The sequence below is a fragment of the Kitasatospora sp. NPDC056273 genome, assembly GCF_042268845.1.
In the GTDB taxonomy this organism is placed as follows: Bacteria; Actinomycetota; Actinomycetes; order Streptomycetales; family Streptomycetaceae; genus Kitasatospora.
The window spans coordinates 41,099-56,222 of the sequence record NZ_JBHJSJ010000019.1; the positions used below are offsets into that span (position 1 = coordinate 41,099).

Annotated in this window: 13 protein-coding genes; 7 read left to right on the forward strand and 6 right to left on the reverse strand. The window is 74.7% G+C overall.

Annotated features, from left to right (window positions below; genetic code table 11):
• Positions 1-12: 12 nt before the first annotated feature.
• Together ACFCY1_RS18960 and ACFCY1_RS18965 are read right to left on the reverse strand one after the other, a co-directional pair.
• A complete protein-coding gene (locus ACFCY1_RS18960; RefSeq protein WP_375875293.1) occupies positions 13-1,686 on the reverse strand; it encodes a DUF885 family protein in 1,674 nt (557 codons plus the stop codon).
• A 293-nt stretch (positions 1,687-1,979) separates the two neighbouring features.
• Positions 1,980-2,408: a DUF5997 family protein gene (locus ACFCY1_RS18965; protein ID WP_049657333.1), complete on the reverse strand. Its 429-nt coding sequence runs from the start codon at positions 2,406-2,408 to the stop codon at positions 1,980-1,982.
• 67 nt (positions 2,409-2,475) lie between these two features.
• Here ACFCY1_RS18965 and ACFCY1_RS18970 point away from each other — a divergent pair, with 67 nt between their 5' ends.
• Positions 2,476-3,309 (forward strand): LysR family substrate-binding domain-containing protein, encoded by an 834-nt coding sequence (locus ACFCY1_RS18970; RefSeq protein ID WP_375875364.1) that lies wholly within the window; start codon positions 2,476-2,478, stop codon positions 3,307-3,309.
• Between the two features lie 55 nt (positions 3,310-3,364).
• The gene (locus ACFCY1_RS18975; protein ID WP_049657336.1) at positions 3,365-3,946 is read left to right on the forward strand and encodes a DUF421 domain-containing protein; all 582 of its coding nucleotides are present in this window, start codon (positions 3,365-3,367) and stop codon (positions 3,944-3,946) included.
• Between the two features lie 37 nt (positions 3,947-3,983).
• On the opposite strand, the gene ACFCY1_RS18980 is transcribed toward ACFCY1_RS18975, so the two are convergent.
• From ACFCY1_RS18980 to ACFCY1_RS18990, 3 genes are all read right to left on the reverse strand, one after another.
• Positions 3,984-4,394 (reverse strand): hypothetical protein, encoded by a 411-nt coding sequence (locus ACFCY1_RS18980; RefSeq protein WP_375875294.1) that lies wholly within the window; start codon positions 4,392-4,394, stop codon positions 3,984-3,986.
• 10 nt (positions 4,395-4,404) lie between these two features.
• Positions 4,405-5,133 carry a rhomboid-like protein gene (locus ACFCY1_RS18985; RefSeq protein ID WP_375875295.1) on the reverse strand — a complete coding sequence of 243 codons (729 nt, stop codon included), beginning with the start codon at positions 5,131-5,133 and terminating at the stop codon, positions 4,405-4,407.
• Between the two features lie 95 nt (positions 5,134-5,228).
• Positions 5,229-6,578, reverse strand: a complete 1,350-nt coding sequence (locus ACFCY1_RS18990; protein ID WP_375875296.1) for a cytochrome P450 — start codon at positions 6,576-6,578, stop codon at positions 5,229-5,231.
• A 308-nt stretch (positions 6,579-6,886) separates the two neighbouring features.
• Between ACFCY1_RS18990 and ACFCY1_RS18995 the strand changes: the two genes are divergently transcribed.
• Positions 6,887-8,290, forward strand: a complete 1,404-nt coding sequence (locus tag ACFCY1_RS18995; RefSeq protein ID WP_049657344.1) for an amidase — start codon at positions 6,887-6,889, stop codon at positions 8,288-8,290.
• Between the two features lie 102 nt (positions 8,291-8,392).
• Here the strand turns inward: ACFCY1_RS18995 and ACFCY1_RS19000 are convergent, their stop codons facing one another.
• The gene (locus ACFCY1_RS19000; protein ID WP_375875297.1) at positions 8,393-10,336 is read right to left on the reverse strand and encodes an FUSC family protein; all 1,944 of its coding nucleotides are present in this window, start codon (positions 10,334-10,336) and stop codon (positions 8,393-8,395) included.
• Between the two features lie 430 nt (positions 10,337-10,766).
• On the opposite strand from ACFCY1_RS19000, the gene ACFCY1_RS19005 reads away from it, so the two are divergent.
• The 4 genes from ACFCY1_RS19005 (at position 10,767) to ACFCY1_RS19020 (ending at position 15,123) form a co-directional block, all read left to right on the forward strand.
• Positions 10,767-11,861, forward strand: a complete 1,095-nt coding sequence (locus tag ACFCY1_RS19005) for a phytanoyl-CoA dioxygenase family protein (RefSeq protein ID WP_375875298.1) — start codon at positions 10,767-10,769, stop codon at positions 11,859-11,861.
• Positions 11,843-13,156 (forward strand): DUF6271 family protein, encoded by a 1,314-nt coding sequence (locus ACFCY1_RS19010; protein WP_375875299.1) that lies wholly within the window; start codon positions 11,843-11,845, stop codon positions 13,154-13,156. Before ACFCY1_RS19005 ends, ACFCY1_RS19010 begins: the two co-directional genes overlap by 19 nt.
• A gap of 120 nt (positions 13,157-13,276) precedes the next feature.
• Entirely contained in the window at positions 13,277-14,503 is a 1,227-nt protein-coding gene (locus ACFCY1_RS19015) for a type III PLP-dependent enzyme (RefSeq protein ID WP_375875365.1), read from the forward strand.
• Positions 14,500-15,123 carry a GNAT family N-acetyltransferase gene (locus tag ACFCY1_RS19020; RefSeq protein ID WP_375875300.1) on the forward strand — a complete coding sequence of 208 codons (624 nt, stop codon included), beginning with the start codon at positions 14,500-14,502 and terminating at the stop codon, positions 15,121-15,123. Before ACFCY1_RS19015 ends, ACFCY1_RS19020 begins: the two co-directional genes overlap by 4 nt.
• Position 15,124: the final 1 nt, after the last annotated feature.

A 15,124-nucleotide genomic window follows, 5' to 3' on the forward strand; every position in this document is an offset into this window, starting at 1 on the left:
AGGGCCTGCGGCCTACTGCTCCGCGATCCAGTCCGTCACCAGCTCCTCCAGCACCCCCAGCGGCAGGCTGCCGTGCCCGATCAGCCGGTGGTGGAACTCCCGGACGTCGAACCGGGCGCCGAGCGCCGCCTCGGCCCGCTCGCGGTGCCGCACGATCTCCCGGCGGCCGATCAGGTAGGCGGTGGCCTGGCCCGGCCAGGCGATGTAGCGGTCGATCTCGTTGCGGACGTTGGCCTCGGGGGTCGCGGTGTTGGCCCGCATGTAGGCCTTCGCCCGCTCCCGGGACCAGCCGTAGTGGTGCATCCCGGTGTCCACCACCAGCCGGACCGCCCGCATCGCGTCCAGCGAGAGCATCCCGAACCGGGACAGCTCCGAGCCGTACAGCCCCATCTCGTCCGCGAGCCGCTCGGTGTACAGGCCCCAGCCCTCGACGTGCGCGGTCAGCTGGCCGCTCGGGTTCCGCCGGAACCGCGGCAGGTGGTGCAGGGTCTGCGCGACGGCGAGCTGGAGGTGGTGGCCGGGAACGCTCTCGTGGAAGGCGATCGCCTCGTACTCGTAGCTGAACCGGGTCTCCGGGCTCAGCGTGTTGATCCAGTGGGTGCCGGGCAGTCCGCCCGGGCCCGGCGGCTGGTAGTAGGCCAGCGGCGCGGTCTCCGCCTCGATCGGGTCGATCTCCCTGGTCACGCAGTCGGCGATCGGGTACGGGCGGAACCAGTCCGGGGCGGCGCGGCGGGCCCGGTCCAGCGCCCCGTCCGCCAGGGCGACGATCTCGGCCGCGCTGCCGAAGCGCAGCGAGCGGTCCTCGCGCAGCGCGGTCAGCACGGCGGCCGGGTCGGTGATGCCCAGCACCTTGCCGCCCAGCTCGGCGAACTCCTCGCGCAGCGCCGCGACGGCCTCCAGACCGATCCGGTGCACCTCCTCCGGGGTGAGCCCGGGCCGGGTGAAGCGGGCGACGGCGTCCGCGTAGCCCTCGGCGCCGCCCGGCACGTGGCAGACCCCGGGCTTGTCGTCCGGCCGGGCGCCCGGTGCCAGCCGCTGGGCCAGCCCGGCCAGGAAGCGGGCCACCGCGGGGCGGACGGCGTCGCGCACGATCACCAGGGCGCGCTCGGACTCCGGGCGGCCGGCCAGCGGCCGCAGCAGCTTGTCCTCGGCCGGGGCGGTCGCCAGGTGGGCCTCCAGCTGGGCGACGGCGGCGTCGACCCCGCTGCGCAGCGGGTGGCGGCCCTCGGCGGCGGCGTCCAGGGTGCGGCGCAGGACGGCGTCGAAGTAGTCGGGCAGCGCGGCGAGGCGTTCCAGGTAGGCGTCGGCGCCCTCCTGGTCGATCGAGGTCATGGCGAGCGCGGTGAAGGCCTCGTTCTGCGGGGCGACGATGGTCGCCGAGACGCTGAACTCGGCCAGCCCGTGGGTGATCTGGCCGATGCCGTTGGCGAGCAGCCGGGCGAGCACCCGGTGGGTGATCCGGTCCTCGCCGGCCAGCGAGTCCAGCGGGATCGCGGCCAGCCGGGCGGTGAAGCCCAGCAGGGCCTCGCGGTGGCGGTGCGCGGCCGCGCGGGACGGGTCGGGCACCAGGTGGGCGTAGCCCTCGACCCCGCTGAGGGTCGCGTCGAACGGGTTGTGGGTGTTCTCGGCGTCGAAGAACTCCTCCGCGAGTGCGGCGAGTTTGGTGTGCTGAGGCTGTTCGATCACGGTCGCTCCCCCGATGCGGTGTACCGCGGCGCGGCGTACCGCCGTGCCCGGTCCCGCCGATTATTCGGAGCGACCGGCGGCCCGGTCAATACGCGCTGGTGGGACGGGGGTTCCGTCCCCTCCCGCCGGCGCCCGCCACGCACGGACCCGCGTGCGGACCCGTGGACGGACCCACCTGCGAAGCCGCGCACACGACGGTGCCGGCGTCCGTCGGAACGGACGCCGGCACCGTCGTTGCGCGGGGCCCGGCAACCGGCGCCGGGGCGCCGCCGTGCCGGGCGGGGGAGGACGGGTCAGCTGGCCTTGGCAGCCTTGCCCTCCTTGGCGGCCTGGGCGGCGGCCTCCTTCTCGTGCTTCTCCTTGATCCGGGCGGTCTCCTTGCGGACGTCCACCTGGTTGGCGCGCTCGTGCTGGAGCCAGAGCGGGTTCTCGGCCTTGACCGCCTCGATCTGCTCGGTGGTGAGCGCCTCGGTCACGCCGCCGCGGGCCAGGCCGGAGATGGAGATGCCGAGCTTGGCGGCGACCACCGGGCGCGGGTGCGGGCCGTTCTTGCGCAGGTCCTGGAGCCACTGCGGCGGCTCGGCCTGCAGCGCGCTGAGCTCCTCGCGGGAGACCACGCCCTCCTGGAAGCCGGTCGGCGCCGCGTCGAGGTAGATCCCCAGCTTCTTGGCCGCGGTGGCCGGCTTCATGGTCTGGCTGGTCTTCTGCTTGAGCGATGTCATGGTGACAAGGGTAAGGGAGTGCGCGGGCGCTCCCGGTCACGGTCGGTAGCCTTGCCTTGTGACAGACATGCAGGTGAACCCGTCCTTCCGGCTCGTGTACGTCCCGGGCGTGACCCCCGGCAAATGGGTCCGGGTCTGGAGCGAGCGGCTCCCGGACGTGCCGCTGGACCTCCTCGCGGTCCCGTTCGGCGACGGCGAGCGCACGCTGCGCGAGGGCGGCGCGGACGCCGGGCTGGTCCGGCTGCCGGTCGACAAGGACGTGCTGAGCGCGATCCCGCTCTACAGCGAGACCACCGTCGTGGTCTTCCCCAAGGACCACTGGCTCGCCGCCGCCGAGGAGGTCGCGCTGGACGACCTGGCCGAGGAGGTGGTCTTCCACCCGCTCGACGACACCCTCGGATTCACCGCCGACACCCTGCCCGGGCGGCCCGCCATCGCGCGTCCGGACAGCACGGAGGACGCGATCGAGCTGGTCGCGGCGAACGTCGGCGTGCTCCTGGTGCCGCAGTCGCTGGCCCGGCTGCACCACCGCCGGGACCTCACCTACCGGCCGGTGGTGGAGGCGCCGCAGTCCCAGGTGGCGCTGGCCTGGCCGCAGGAGCGGACGACGGACCTGGTGGAGGAGTTCATCGGGATCGTCCGCGGCCGTACGGTCAACAGCTCGCGCGGGCGCGGGGCCGGGCAGGCGGCGCCCGAGGCGCAGCCGAGGAAGGCGGCGGCCGGCCGGGGCAAGCCGCAGCCGCAGAAGTCCGGCGGGCAGAAGGGCGGCGCGCAGAAGGCGGGTGGCCAGAAGGCGGGCGGGCAGAAGTCCGGTGGACAGCGCGCGGGGGCGCCGAAGGCCGGGGGCGCCAAGGCCGGCGGGCGGGGCGCGGCGGCCCGGCGCGGCAGGCCCAAGCGGTGACCGTGGCGTAGCGTCTGCCCCGTTCGCTTGCAGTCGAGGCGGGAGGAGCGGGGCAGTGTGGCACGACCTGATGGCCGTCCAGATTCCGATCGTGGAGAAGGTCCTCCGTACGGTCGCCGTCTACGTGCTGATCCTGGTGCTGTTCCGGCTGGCCGGGAAACGCGGGCTGGCGGGGCTGAACACCTTCGACATGGTGGTCGTCTTCCTGCTCTCCAACGTGGTGCAGAACGCCATCATCGGCAACGACAACAGCCTGCTCGGCGGCGCGATCGGGGCGGTCACGCTGGTCGCGGTGAACGCCGGCGTCACCCGCTGGCTCGCCCGCGACCCGAAGGCCGCCCGGCTCCTGGAGGGCAGGCCCACCACCGTGGTGAAGGACGGCAAGCTGGTCGAGGGCGCGCTGCACAGCCTGGCGCTGCGCCCGTCGGAGCTGGAGCACGCCATCCGGATCCAGAACGGCGACAAGGTCGGCGACGTCGCCCGCGCCCGGCTGGAGCCGGACGGGCAGCTGCTGGTGGCCCTCAAGCACGGCGAGCAGAGCGCCACCCGCGCCGACGTCGAGGACCTGCGGCGCCGGCTGGCGGAGATCGAGCGGCTGCTCACCGCGATCGCCGCCGACCGGCGCCCGCCGGGCTGACGCGGGCTCGGGCCCAGGCCCAGGCCCGGGCGCTGGTTCAGGTCCGGCTGCCGGCCCAGACCAGGCGCCCGGTCGACGCCGTGATGCGGTAGTCGGCCTCCGCACCGGGCCGGGCGTAGGCCTCGACCCGGCGGCACACCACGAAGGCCGGGTCCCGCTCCGACTCCAGGACCAGGTAGTAGTGCCCCACGCCGGAGAGCTCGCCCGGGCCGCCGTCGGAGAACTCCCGGATGCTCTTGCGCTCCTCGGGGGTGGCGGAACGGATCGTCAGCGTGGGGTAGTGGGTGTGGAGCTTCATCGCCCGCACGGTCTCGAAGACGATGTCGAGGGTCTCGGGCTCCTGCCCGCCCGCCTGGCTGCGCAGCACCAGCTCCTTGTGGCCGATGCCGTAGTGCCAGAGCCGGAAGGAGCGGGGGCTGTGGAAGGGGGTCTTCGCACTCCTGGTCATCCGGGCATGATCACCGGTCGGCCGGCGCCGGGGCAAGGGTTTCGGCGCGCCGGCGGCGGGCGGCGGTGAGGGCCACGGCGGCGGCCAGGGCGAAGCCGAGGGCGGCGGAGAGCAGGTGGCCGACGGTGGTGAACGGCGGGAGGGGGCCGGGCCATTCGCCGTCGCCGGAGAGCGGCCAGGCGAGGACGAAGGCGGCCCAGGGCAGCCGGGCCCAGCGGGGCAGGGCGAGGACGGCGAGGGCGAGGACGGTCTGGGCGCCGTAGCTGATGCCGTAGTCCGAGGCCTGGCGCACGCTCTCCGGGTACCAGCCGTGCCGCAGGGCGAACACGATCACCGCGGCGGTGAGCAGCGTGGCGCCGATGTGCCCGCCGAGGAGGACGGCGGCGGCGCGCGGGCTGCCGAAGCGGCGCTCGGTCCAGGCGAGGCAGCAGCCGATGCCGAGGCCGAGGGTGATCAGGGTGCCGCCGAAGCCGGTGGAGAGGATCTCGGTGAGGGTGCCGTCGAACAGCAGCGCGCTGCCGAACAGGGCGGCGACCGGGTGGTCGTGGAGGTTGTCGAGGTTGGTGCTGATGTGGTCGCGGAGCGCGTCCGCCCGGTCCGCGGCGAGCAGGTTCCCGACCCAGACGTTCCCGAGCAGGAGCAGGAGGACGTAGCCGAAGGTCAGCGGCGAGCGGCGCGGGTACGTCCGGACGGCGCGGAGCAGCCCGGTCAGGAGCCCCGATGGGGTGGGTGCGTTCATGGTCTGGTGGTGTCCCGGTCGAGCGGTGTGGTCCGCGGCCGGCGCCCGTGCGGCCGGCCATGCCGGGACAGTACCGAAGCCCGGTGGGGATCCGGTCAGCGGACCCGGCGGGTCAGCGTCGCGGTGAAGGGCCGGGGCACGAGGGAGGAGCCGCGGACGGGGCGGACGGGCCGGCCGGGGGTGGGGGCGATGGTCCAGCGGGCGGCGATGGTGGCGATGGCGAGGACGGCCTCGGTGGTGCCGAAGGCGTCGCCGATGCAGCGGCGGGCGCCGAGGCCGAAGGGCGCGTAGGTGCCGGGGGCGGGGCGGGCGGTGGTGAGCCAGCGGTCGGGGTCGAAGCGGTCGGGGCGGGGGAACAGGTCGGGCCGGCGGTGCAGCAGGTACGGGCTGTAGAGCAGGGTGGCGCCGGCCGGGACGCGGTGGCCGCCGAGCTCGGTGTCGGTGGTGGCGGTGCGGCTGAGGATCCACGGCGGCGGGTAGAGCCGCAGGGTCTCGCTGACGATCCGGGCGGTGAGCGGCAGGGAGGGCAGGTCCTCGTGGCGGGCGGGCCGGCCGTCCAGGACGGTGTCGAGCTCGGCGTGCAGGCGGGTCCGGACGGCCGGGTTGGCGGCGAGCAGTGTCCAGGCCCAGGAGAGGGTGGCGGCGGTGGTCTCCATGCCGGCCAGCAGGAAGGTGACCACCTGCTCGTGGACTTCGGTGTCGGACAGGCCCCGGCCGTCCTCGTCCGTGGCGGCGAGGAGCGTGGAGAGCAGGTCGTGCCGGTCGGTGCCGGTGGCGCGGTGTTCGGCGATCAGCCGCCGGGTGATCTCCCGCAGGTCCTGCTGGGCGCGGCGGAAGCGGCGGTTGCCGGGGGTGGGGAGGCGGTCGGCGCCGGGCAGCGGCAGCATCAGCCGCCGGCCGACGCCGCGGGTCACCACGTCCATGCTCCGGTGCACCGGCAGCGAGCCGGCCCGCTCGTGCGCGGCGAACAGGCAGCGGGCGGTGACGGCGGTGGAGAGGCGGTACATCGCGGCGGGGACGTCGATCACGTCGCCGTCGTGCCAGCGGGCGGTGGCGCCGGCGATCTCCTCGATCATCAGCGCGGCGTAGCCGGGCAGCCGGTCGCGGTGGAACGCGGGCTGCAGCATGCGCCGTTGGCGCCGGTGGGCGGCGGCGGGGCAGGTGGCGAGGCCGTTGCCGAAGACCTCCCGGGCCTTGTCGAGGAGGGGCCCGCCCTTGTCGAAGGTCTGGTCGTCGGTGAGCATCCGGCGGACCAGCTCGGGGTGGCAGACCACGTACGCGCGGAGCGGGCCGAGCCGCAGCCGGACGAGGTCGCCGTGGGCGGGCAGGCCGGCGACGAACTCGTGGGGGTGGTGGAGGAGGGCGGGGGCGTGGCCGAGCAGCGGGAGGCCGCCGGGGGCGGTGGCCGCGGTGAACCGGGTGGTCGGGAAGAACGGGGTCGGCACGGGCGTCACCTTGGTTGGGGCGGGAGGACCGGGACGAATCGCGAACGTGATCTTTCCCGGCGGTGTGCGGCGAAACGATCGTGGACCGGCGGACGGGGTGAACGCGGGGGCGCGGGGCGAACGATCGTGCGCCCTCGCTGCCTTGACGGCTCGTCCGCCCGGGAGCGGGCACCCCGGGCCGTAGGGCGTCGCCGGGTGGGCCTACACTCGGAGCCCAGTGAGATTACCGGTCAGTAGAACCGGGCAGGTACGAGCAGCCGGTGCGATGGTCGGACGGCGGAACGTCCGGCGGGGAGTGGGGAGTTCGGATGACCGACGAGCGGGTCCACGCGTTCGCCGACGACGCCCTGGGCGCCCACGACGCGGTGGCGCTCGCCGCGCTGGTCCGGGCCGGTACGGTCAACCCCCGGGAGCTGGTCGGCGCGGCCGTCGACCGGGCCGCCCGGGTGGACGGCGCGCTGCTGCCCGTCGCCCACGCTTCGTACGACAGGCCGCGGATCAGCCGGGAGGGCATCGGCGGTCCGCTCTGGGGCGTGCCGACCTACCTCAAGGACAACGTGGACCTGCGCGGCCTGCCGACCGGGATGGGCAGCGAGGCCTTCCCCGCCCGCCCGGCCCGCCGCAACGCGCGCTTCACCGACCAGTTCCTCGCCACCGGCCTGGCCGTCCTCGGCAAGACCCGGCTGCCCGAGTTCGGCCTCAACGCCTCCACCGAGTTCGCCACCGCCCAGCCGGTGCGCAACCCGTGGAAGCCCTCGCACTCGGCCGGCGCCTCCTCGGGCGGCGCGGCCGCCCTGGTGGCCTCCGGCGTGGTGCCGATCGCCCACGCCAACGACGGCGGCGGCTCGATCCGCATCCCGGCGGCCTGCTGCGGGCTGGTCGGCCTCAAGCCCACCCGGGGCCGGCTGGTCACCAACGCCCAGAGCGGCAAACTGCCGATCGACCTGGTCACCGACGGCGTGCTGACCCGCTCGGTGCGCGACACCGCCGCCTTCCTCGCCGCCGCCGAGCGGCACCGGAGCAACCCCGCGCTGCCCCCGCTCGGCCTGGTCGAAGGGCCCGGCGAGCGGCGGCTGCGGATCGGCCTGGTGGTGGACTCGCCGACCGCCAGGACCGACGGGCCGACCCGGCGGGTGGTCGAGGAGACCGCCGCCCGGCTGGAGGCGATGGGCCACCTGGTCGAGCCCGCCGCACTGCCCTTCGGCGAGGAGTTCTCCCGCGACTTCGTCAGCTACTGGGGCTACATCGCCTGGGCCGTCGCGGCCACCGGCCGGCTGCTGATCGACCCGGGCTTCCGGGCCGGGAGGCTGGACGGCCTGACCACCGGGCTGCGCCGCCGGTTCCAGGCCGAGTTCCCGCGGACCCCCGGCGTGCTGCGGCGGCTGCGCCGGGCCGAGGGCGTGTACGCGCGGATCTTCCGCACCCACGACGTGATCCTCTCCCCGGTGCTCGCCCACACCACCCCGCCGATCGGGCACCTGAGCCCGAACGTGGACTTCGACGAGCTGATGGACCGGCTGACGCGCTACGTCGCCTTCACCCCGGTCAACAACGTGGCCGGCGGCCCGGGCATCGCCCTGCCGGCGGGCTCCGCGCCCGGCGGGCTGCCGGTCGGGGTGCACCTGTCGGCGGCGCACGGGCAGGAGCGGCTGCTGCTGGAGCTGGCCTTCGCGCTGGAGGCGGACCGGCCCTGGCGGCGGATCCAGGACTGAGCGGGCCGGTCCGGGGCCCGGTCGGCCGTTCGGCGACGGCGTTCAGGGCCGTCGCGCTCAGGGCAGCGGCGCTCTGGACCCCGGTGCTCCGGGTAGCGGTGCTCAGGGCAGCGGCGCCGCCACCGCCCGGGCCGCGCGCACCTCGTGGTGCAGCCGGGCGAGCGCGCAGTCCGGCGACAGCGCGTCCGGCCGCGCCTCCGGCAGCCGCTCGCCGGTGCGCAGCGCCTCGGCCAGGTCGGCCAGCTCCCGGGTGACGGCGGCGACCTCGGCGGTGGTCGGCACCGGCGCGCCGTGCTCGATCCGCACCCGGGTGGCGGTGGTGGTGTCCACGATCCGCTCGACCGCGATCACCACCGGCCACCACGCCCGCGCCCGGGCCCCGACCGGCGGCGGCTCGGTGAGGGCCCGCTGGAACTCGCTGCGCACGGCGGACAGGTCCCGGTAGAGCCGCCGCCGGTAGCGGGCGCGGGCGGCCGGTTCGTCCGGTCCGGGGCCGGTGGCGAAGGCCAGCGACACGTACGAGGCGGTGTCCTGGACGGCGTCGGCGAGGCGGTCGCCGATCCGGGTGTGCCAGGACTCCGGCCACAGCAGGTAGCCGGCCAGCAGGGAGATCCCGCAGCCGATCAGCGAGTCGTAGAGCCGGGGCAGCACCAGGTGGAAGCCCTGGTGGTTGAGCAGGTCGGAGAGCAGCAGGATGACCGGGGTGATGGCCGCGGTCTGGAAGGCGTACCCCTTGGCGGAGAGCACCGGGATCAGCGTCGCCAGCACCGCCATCACCGGGACGTCCCACCAGCCGTGCGGCACCTCGGCCAGGACCGGGATGGCGATCAGCAGCCCGGCCGCGGTGCCGAACGCGCGCAGCACCGCGCGGGAGAACACCGAGCCGAAGTCGGGCTTCATCACGAAGGTCACGGTCAGCGCCACCCAGTACGAGCGGGGCACCGCGATCACCGAGACCAGCACCTGCGCCAGCCCGATGCACAGCGCCAGCCGCAGCCCGTACCGCCAGGACGCGCCGGACAGCAGCAGCGCCCTGGCCGCCCGCCGGGCCCGCACCGCGAGGCGGGCCGGCCGGCCGAGCCGGTCGTCGGCGGCGTACGGGTCGGGCGAGGCCTCGTACGCCACGGTGGCGGCGTGCTCGATCGCCTCGACCAGGGCGCGGGTGGAGGGCCCGGCGGGGCTCGGCAGGGCGAGGGGCGGCGCCGGGCCGGCGCGGTCCCGCTCGACGGCGTCGGCGAGCGCGCGGACGGCGGCCGGGTAGTCGGCCGGCAGCGGGCCGAACTCGGGCGGGCGCAGCTGGGCCGCGGGGGCCGCCTCGACCACCGGGATCAGCGCGTTGAGCTGGGCGAGCAGTCGGGCCAGGGTGGGTGAGCGGCCGTGCCGGCGGGCGCGCCGGGCGAGCAGCAGGTCGTAGGACTGGTTGAGCGACTGGGTGAGCGCGTGGCGGCGGCCGTCGTACTCCGGTGTGCCGGCGGCCGCCAGCAGGTCGGCGGCCGCCCGGTAGGTGCCGGCCACCACCGCCCGCTCGGGGACGCCCAGCCGCAGCGGCCAGGCGAGCAGGGTCAGGGTGAGCACCACCAGGCCGCCGAGCAGCAGCAGGGCGGGCGGCAGCCACCACGGGGAGGGCAGCGGCAGGCCGGCCCCGACCACCGCGTTGAGCAGCAGGAGCAGTCCGGAGACGGAGGCGACCGCGCCGATCGAGGAGATCATGCCGGAGACCAGCGCGACGACGGTCACCGTCACGACGGCCGTCCAGCCGGTGCCGAACACCAGGGTGCCGAACAGCATCCCGAGGGCGCCGAACAGCTGGGGCACGGCGATGTTGAACACCCGCATCCGGTAGGCGTCGGCGGTGTCCCCGATGACTCCGGACAGCGCGCCCATCGACACCAGCGCGCCGTAGCCGGGCCGTCCGGTGGCGGTGCCCACCGCGAGCGGGGCGGCGAGCGCGACGGAGGCGCGGGCCGCCGCCGCCCAGGGGACCGGTGCGGACCGGGGGCGCAGGCCCTCGGTCAGCCACGGGGGAGCCGTCAACGCGCGTGCCATGTGCCCAACGTACGGCGGACCCGGGCGGTTCACCGTTCGCGCTTATGTCAATTCCGGAAACATACCCGCGCTTATGTCAGCCTCCGAAACATAAAGCGAACCCCGAGAGGCGCCGTGAGCTGCGTTGATTTCCCAATCGGTAACCCGCGGGAAAGGGTTGACACCATTAGTTGGTCTAGTCCAACGTATGGGGAGCGCGGTTCGGCAATGGCTGATGCAGGGTGAGCGGCCTTGCCGGACGGACGAGTTGACCCCCTGACGTGGCGCTGTTCCGCGCCCGCGGGCCGAGGGGAGAAGGGCCGTGTGCGGACGGCCTTCCGGTCCGCGCTCGAATTCCCGTTGCGGCCGGTGACCGGCCGCCGACTCGCCGTGCCCGCACCTGGCGTACGAGGAAGCGCTGCGTCGACTACGAACCATGGAGTGACTGCCCATGCCGAGCCCTGCCCCACACTCCGACGGACCCGCGGGGGAATACCTGTACCGGGCCGCGTCGGAGCGCCCCTACTTCAGCGCCGACACCGAGAGCTACCTCGCCCCGACCGCACTGCGCGAGGTCCGCAAGACGCACCCGCTGCGCGTGCTCTCCGAGGAGGACCACGCCTTCTGGCAGGACTACGGCTACGTGGTGGTGAAGCAGGCGATCCCGGCCGAGGCCGCACGCCGACTGCTCGACTTCGCCTGGGAGTTCCAGGGCCTGTCGCCGGACCGCCCCGAGGACTGGTACCGCGAGCGCGACTACCGCGACGAACTCGACCGGCACCTGCACATCTACGGCTTCGTCGAGGCCTACCACCACCAGCTCATCTGGGACAGCCGCCAGGCGCAGCGCGTCTACGACGCCTTCGTCGACGTGTGGGACTGCGAGGAGCTCTGGGTCACCCTCGACCGGCTCAACCTCAACCCGCCGAACGTCCGCAACCGCGACCGCGCGCTGATCGAGCCCACCGACCGCGGCTTCGACATCGAGCTGCACTGGGACGTCGACACCACCCGGGGCGTGCTGCCGCAGCGCGTCCAGGGCATCATCGCGCTCAACGACACCGCCCCCGACCACGGCGGCTTCCAGTGCGACCCGGAGCTGTTCCGCCGCTTCAACCAGTGGCAGGCCGCCCAGCCGGCCGACCGCGACCCGATCCGCCCGGACGTCGACCGCGCCGAGTACCCGGTCGTCCGGCCCGAGTTGAAGGCCGGTGACCTGCTGATCTGGAACGGCCTGCTCGCCCACGGCGTGGCGCCCAACACCTCCGCGGGCGGGGTGCGCGCGGTGCAGTACCTGTCGATGATGCCCGCGCTGGAGGAGTCCGAGAAGCTGCGCCGCTCCCGGGTGGAGTCCTGGCGCACGCTCGGCACGCCGGACTGGAACCGCACGCTGGTCGGCGACGCCGACCGGCCCGAGGCGCAGCGCTACGGGACCGCCGAACTCACCGAGCTGGGGGAGAAGCTGCTCGGCCTGCGCTCCTGGAGCGGCAAGCCGTTCGACGAACGCGGGGACACGGGGGAGCGGGAATGCGCGACGTCTGCCTGACCCTGCCCACCAACCGCGCGTGCGCGGACACCATCACCGCGATCGGCGCCGAAGCCGCCCACGCCGTACGGCGGTTCGGCGTCCGGGTGCACCTGCTGGTGCTGGACTCCGCCGACCCCGCGACCCGCGCCCGGCACGCCGAGGCCCTCGCCGCCCTGCCGGCCGTCGAGGGCGTGGTCGTCCACCACCTGGACGAGGACGCCCAACGCGCCTTCCTGCGCGAGGCGGTCGAGCGCTCCGGCGCGGCCGACCCGGACCGGCTGCTGCGCCTGATGCTGCCCGACGCCCTCTCCTACGGCGCCTGCACCAACCGGGCGTTCCTGCTGGCCGCCGCGCTCGGCTGCGCGTCGGTGCACCGCCGCGACTCCGACAGCAGCTACCAACTGCTCGACGGCGAACCGGTGTTCCCGATCGAGCACGAGCTGGCCACGCTCGGCCTGAAGGCCGCCGACGCGGCCGCCGCCGTCACCGAGAACCGCCTCGACCCGGCGCACGCGGACAAGCAGGTCGCGCTGGTCGGCGCCTCCTTCGTCGGCGAACTCTCCGTCGACATCGGCGAGATACGCGAACTCGACCCCGAGGTCTACCACGACGTGGTCGCGCTCTGGGCGCCCACCGGGGCGAGCGAGGAGGAGAAGCGCGAACTCGTCGCCGACTCCTTCACCGGCGGCGGCAGCGAGCCGTTCACCGCCGACCGCGCGGTGCTCGACCTGCCCGACATCTGGCACATCGACATGTGCAACATCGGCCTCCACCACGAGGTGTACGAACGGGTGCCGCTGCCGCCCGCCACCGACACCATCGGCAGCGACTACTTCCTGCACCACCTGGTGCGTGACGCGACCCTGCCGGGCGTCACCCACAACCGCCACATCGTCAACTACTACACCCCGGAGCGCCGCACCGGCCCCGGCTTCACCGCCTACCAGCTGCGCTACGCCAAGTTCCTGCTCTCCATGCTCTACCTCTACCCGGTCTACGCCGACATGGAGACCGCCGGCGGCGCCCTGCTGGACGAGCAGCACCGCGTCCGCCCCGAGGCGATCGCCGACTCCGCCCGTCGCAGCGCCGCGACGGACCGCGCGGAGAACCACCGCAGGCTCGCCGAACTCGACCGCTGCTACCGGCGGCTCGGCGGGAAGTACGCCGACTTCGCGGACCGGCTGGCGCCCCTGCGGGCGCGCCTGCTCGACGAGGCGCAGGCGGACATCGAGGACTTCGCAGCGCTGATCGACGCGTGGGGCCCGCTGGTGCGGGCGGCCAAGGCCACCCCCGCCGACCGGTCGCCGCGCTAGCCGGACGGGGAGCTCACCGTGATACGCCAGACCACCAGCAAGACCAGTACGGCCGCCGGCCACGCCACCGCCCGTGCCGCCGGCCACCCGCCCGCCCACCGCGCCCCGTCCGTCTCCGTGCTGCACACCGAACCACCCCGCGCCGACGAGCACGACCGCGGCGCGCTGCGCGCCGCACTCGCCGACGGCACCGACGACCGGATCATCTACGACCTCGACGGCATCGGCCGCCAGTACGCCGCGCTCCGCGCCGAACTGCCCGGCGTGGCCGTCCGGTTCGCCATGAAGGCCTGCCCGGTGGACGAGGTGATGGAGCACCTCGCCGCGCTCGGCTCCGGCTTCGACGCGGCGAGCCCGCAGGAGATCGCCCAGGCGCTGCGCACCGGCGTGCCGCCCGAGCTGATCCACTACGGCAACACCATCAAGTCGGACCGCAACATCGCCGAGGCCTACCGGCTGGGCGTGCGGGACTTCGCCACCGACAGCCTGGAGGACGTCGCGGCGATCGCCGAACACGCCCCCGGCGCACGGGTGTTCTGCCGGATCGCGACCACCGGCGAGGGCGCCCTGTGGGGCCTGAGCCACAAGTTCGGCTGCTCGCCCGAGGACGCCGTGCGGGTGCTCGACGCCGCCCGGACCGCCGGGCTGGTGCCGTCCGGCCTGTCGGTGCACGTCGGCTCCCAGCAGATGACCGCCGAGGCCTGGACCGCCGCCGTGGACGCGCTGGCCGCCGTGCTGGAGGCGCTCAACTGGCGCGGGATCACCCCGACCCGGATCAACCTCGGCGGCGGCCTGCCCGCCCTCGGCGTCCTCGACCGGGGCGGGCGCCCGCTCGACCCGCCGCTGGACAAGATGTTCGTGGTGATCCGCGAGGGCATGGAACGGCTGCGCGCCGTCAACGCCGGGCCGCTGGAGTTCCTGCTGGAGCCCGGGCGCCACCTGGTCGCCGACCACGGCGCGATCCGCGCCCACGTCTCCCGGCTCACCTCCCGCCACCGCCTCGACGGCACCCGGGAGGACTGGCTCTACCTCAGCTGCGGCAAGTTCAACGGCCTGTACGAGATGGACCAGCTCCAGTACCGGCTGGAGTTCCCCGCCCACCCGGGCGGCCAGTTCGTCAACGCCGTGGTGGCCGGCCCGACCTGCGACAGCGACGACGCGTACGCCCAGGACGGCGGCCGGGTGCGCGTCCCGCGCGCGGTCCGCTCCGGCGACCCGGTCTGGATCCACTCCTGCGGCGCGTACGCCACGGCGTACGCCACCCGCGGGTTCAACGGCTTCGCGCCGCTGCCGTACACCTGCATCGGTGGCGGCGACGGCCGGGACCACCACGGAGGCACCGCATGACCGACGCCCTCGTCGACGCTCCGACCGACCTGCGCATCCGGCTGCTCCGGGAGGAGGACTGGGACGCCGTGGTCGCGCTGGAGGAGCGCGCCTACGCCGCCAGCGGCCTGTCCGAGGGGCGCGAGGCGCTCCGGTCCCGGCACCGCGCCTCGCCGGACACCTGCTTCGTGCTGGAGCACCCGGGCGGCCAGGACGGCCAGGGCGGCGTGGGCGGGTACCTGCTCGCCCTGCCGTACCCGCTGTTCCGCTGCCCGGACCTCGCCCGCAGCGAGGACGGACACGGCGCGGGCGCGGGCGAGCGGCCGACCAACATGCACGCGCACGACCTGGTCGTCGCCGAGGAGCTGCGCGGCCGGGGCCTGTCCCTGCGGATGCTGCGGCACCTGGAGGAGACCGCCCGGACGGCCGGCTACCGGAGCGTCTCGCTGGTCGCCGTCCGCGGCTCGCACGTGCTGTGGACCACGCTGGGCTACCGCGCCCGGCCCGAGATCGACCTGCCCGAAAGCTACGGCACCCGGGCGGTCTACATGGCGATGCCGCTGGACCCCGTCCCGTCCCGGCCGCTGCCGCACCCCACCGACCCGACCCCCGGGCCGCACTCCAGAGCCGAAGTGGGCTGAT

Bases quoted from the DNA above. Each gene is read 5' to 3' on its own strand.
- ACFCY1_RS19005 (WP_375875298.1), top strand. From the start codon at position 10,767: ATGCCGAGCCCTGCCCCACACTCCGACGGACCCGCGGGGGAATACCTG.
- ACFCY1_RS18985 (WP_375875295.1), bottom strand. From the start codon at position 5,133: ATGAACGCACCCACCCCATCGGGGCTCCTGACCGGGCTGCTCCGCGCC.
- ACFCY1_RS18965 (WP_049657333.1), bottom strand. From the start codon at position 2,408: ATGACATCGCTCAAGCAGAAGACCAGCCAGACCATGAAGCCGGCCACC.
- ACFCY1_RS19010 (WP_375875299.1), top strand. From the start codon at position 11,843: ATGCGCGACGTCTGCCTGACCCTGCCCACCAACCGCGCGTGCGCGGAC.
- ACFCY1_RS19020 (WP_375875300.1), top strand. From the start codon at position 14,500: ATGACCGACGCCCTCGTCGACGCTCCGACCGACCTGCGCATCCGGCTG.
- ACFCY1_RS18995 (WP_049657344.1), top strand. From the start codon at position 6,887: ATGACCGACGAGCGGGTCCACGCGTTCGCCGACGACGCCCTGGGCGCC.
- ACFCY1_RS18970 (WP_375875364.1), top strand. From the start codon at position 2,476: ATGCAGGTGAACCCGTCCTTCCGGCTCGTGTACGTCCCGGGCGTGACC.
- ACFCY1_RS18980 (WP_375875294.1), bottom strand. From the start codon at position 4,394: ATGACCAGGAGTGCGAAGACCCCCTTCCACAGCCCCCGCTCCTTCCGG.
- ACFCY1_RS19000 (WP_375875297.1), bottom strand. From the start codon at position 10,336: ATGGCACGCGCGTTGACGGCTCCCCCGTGGCTGACCGAGGGCCTGCGC.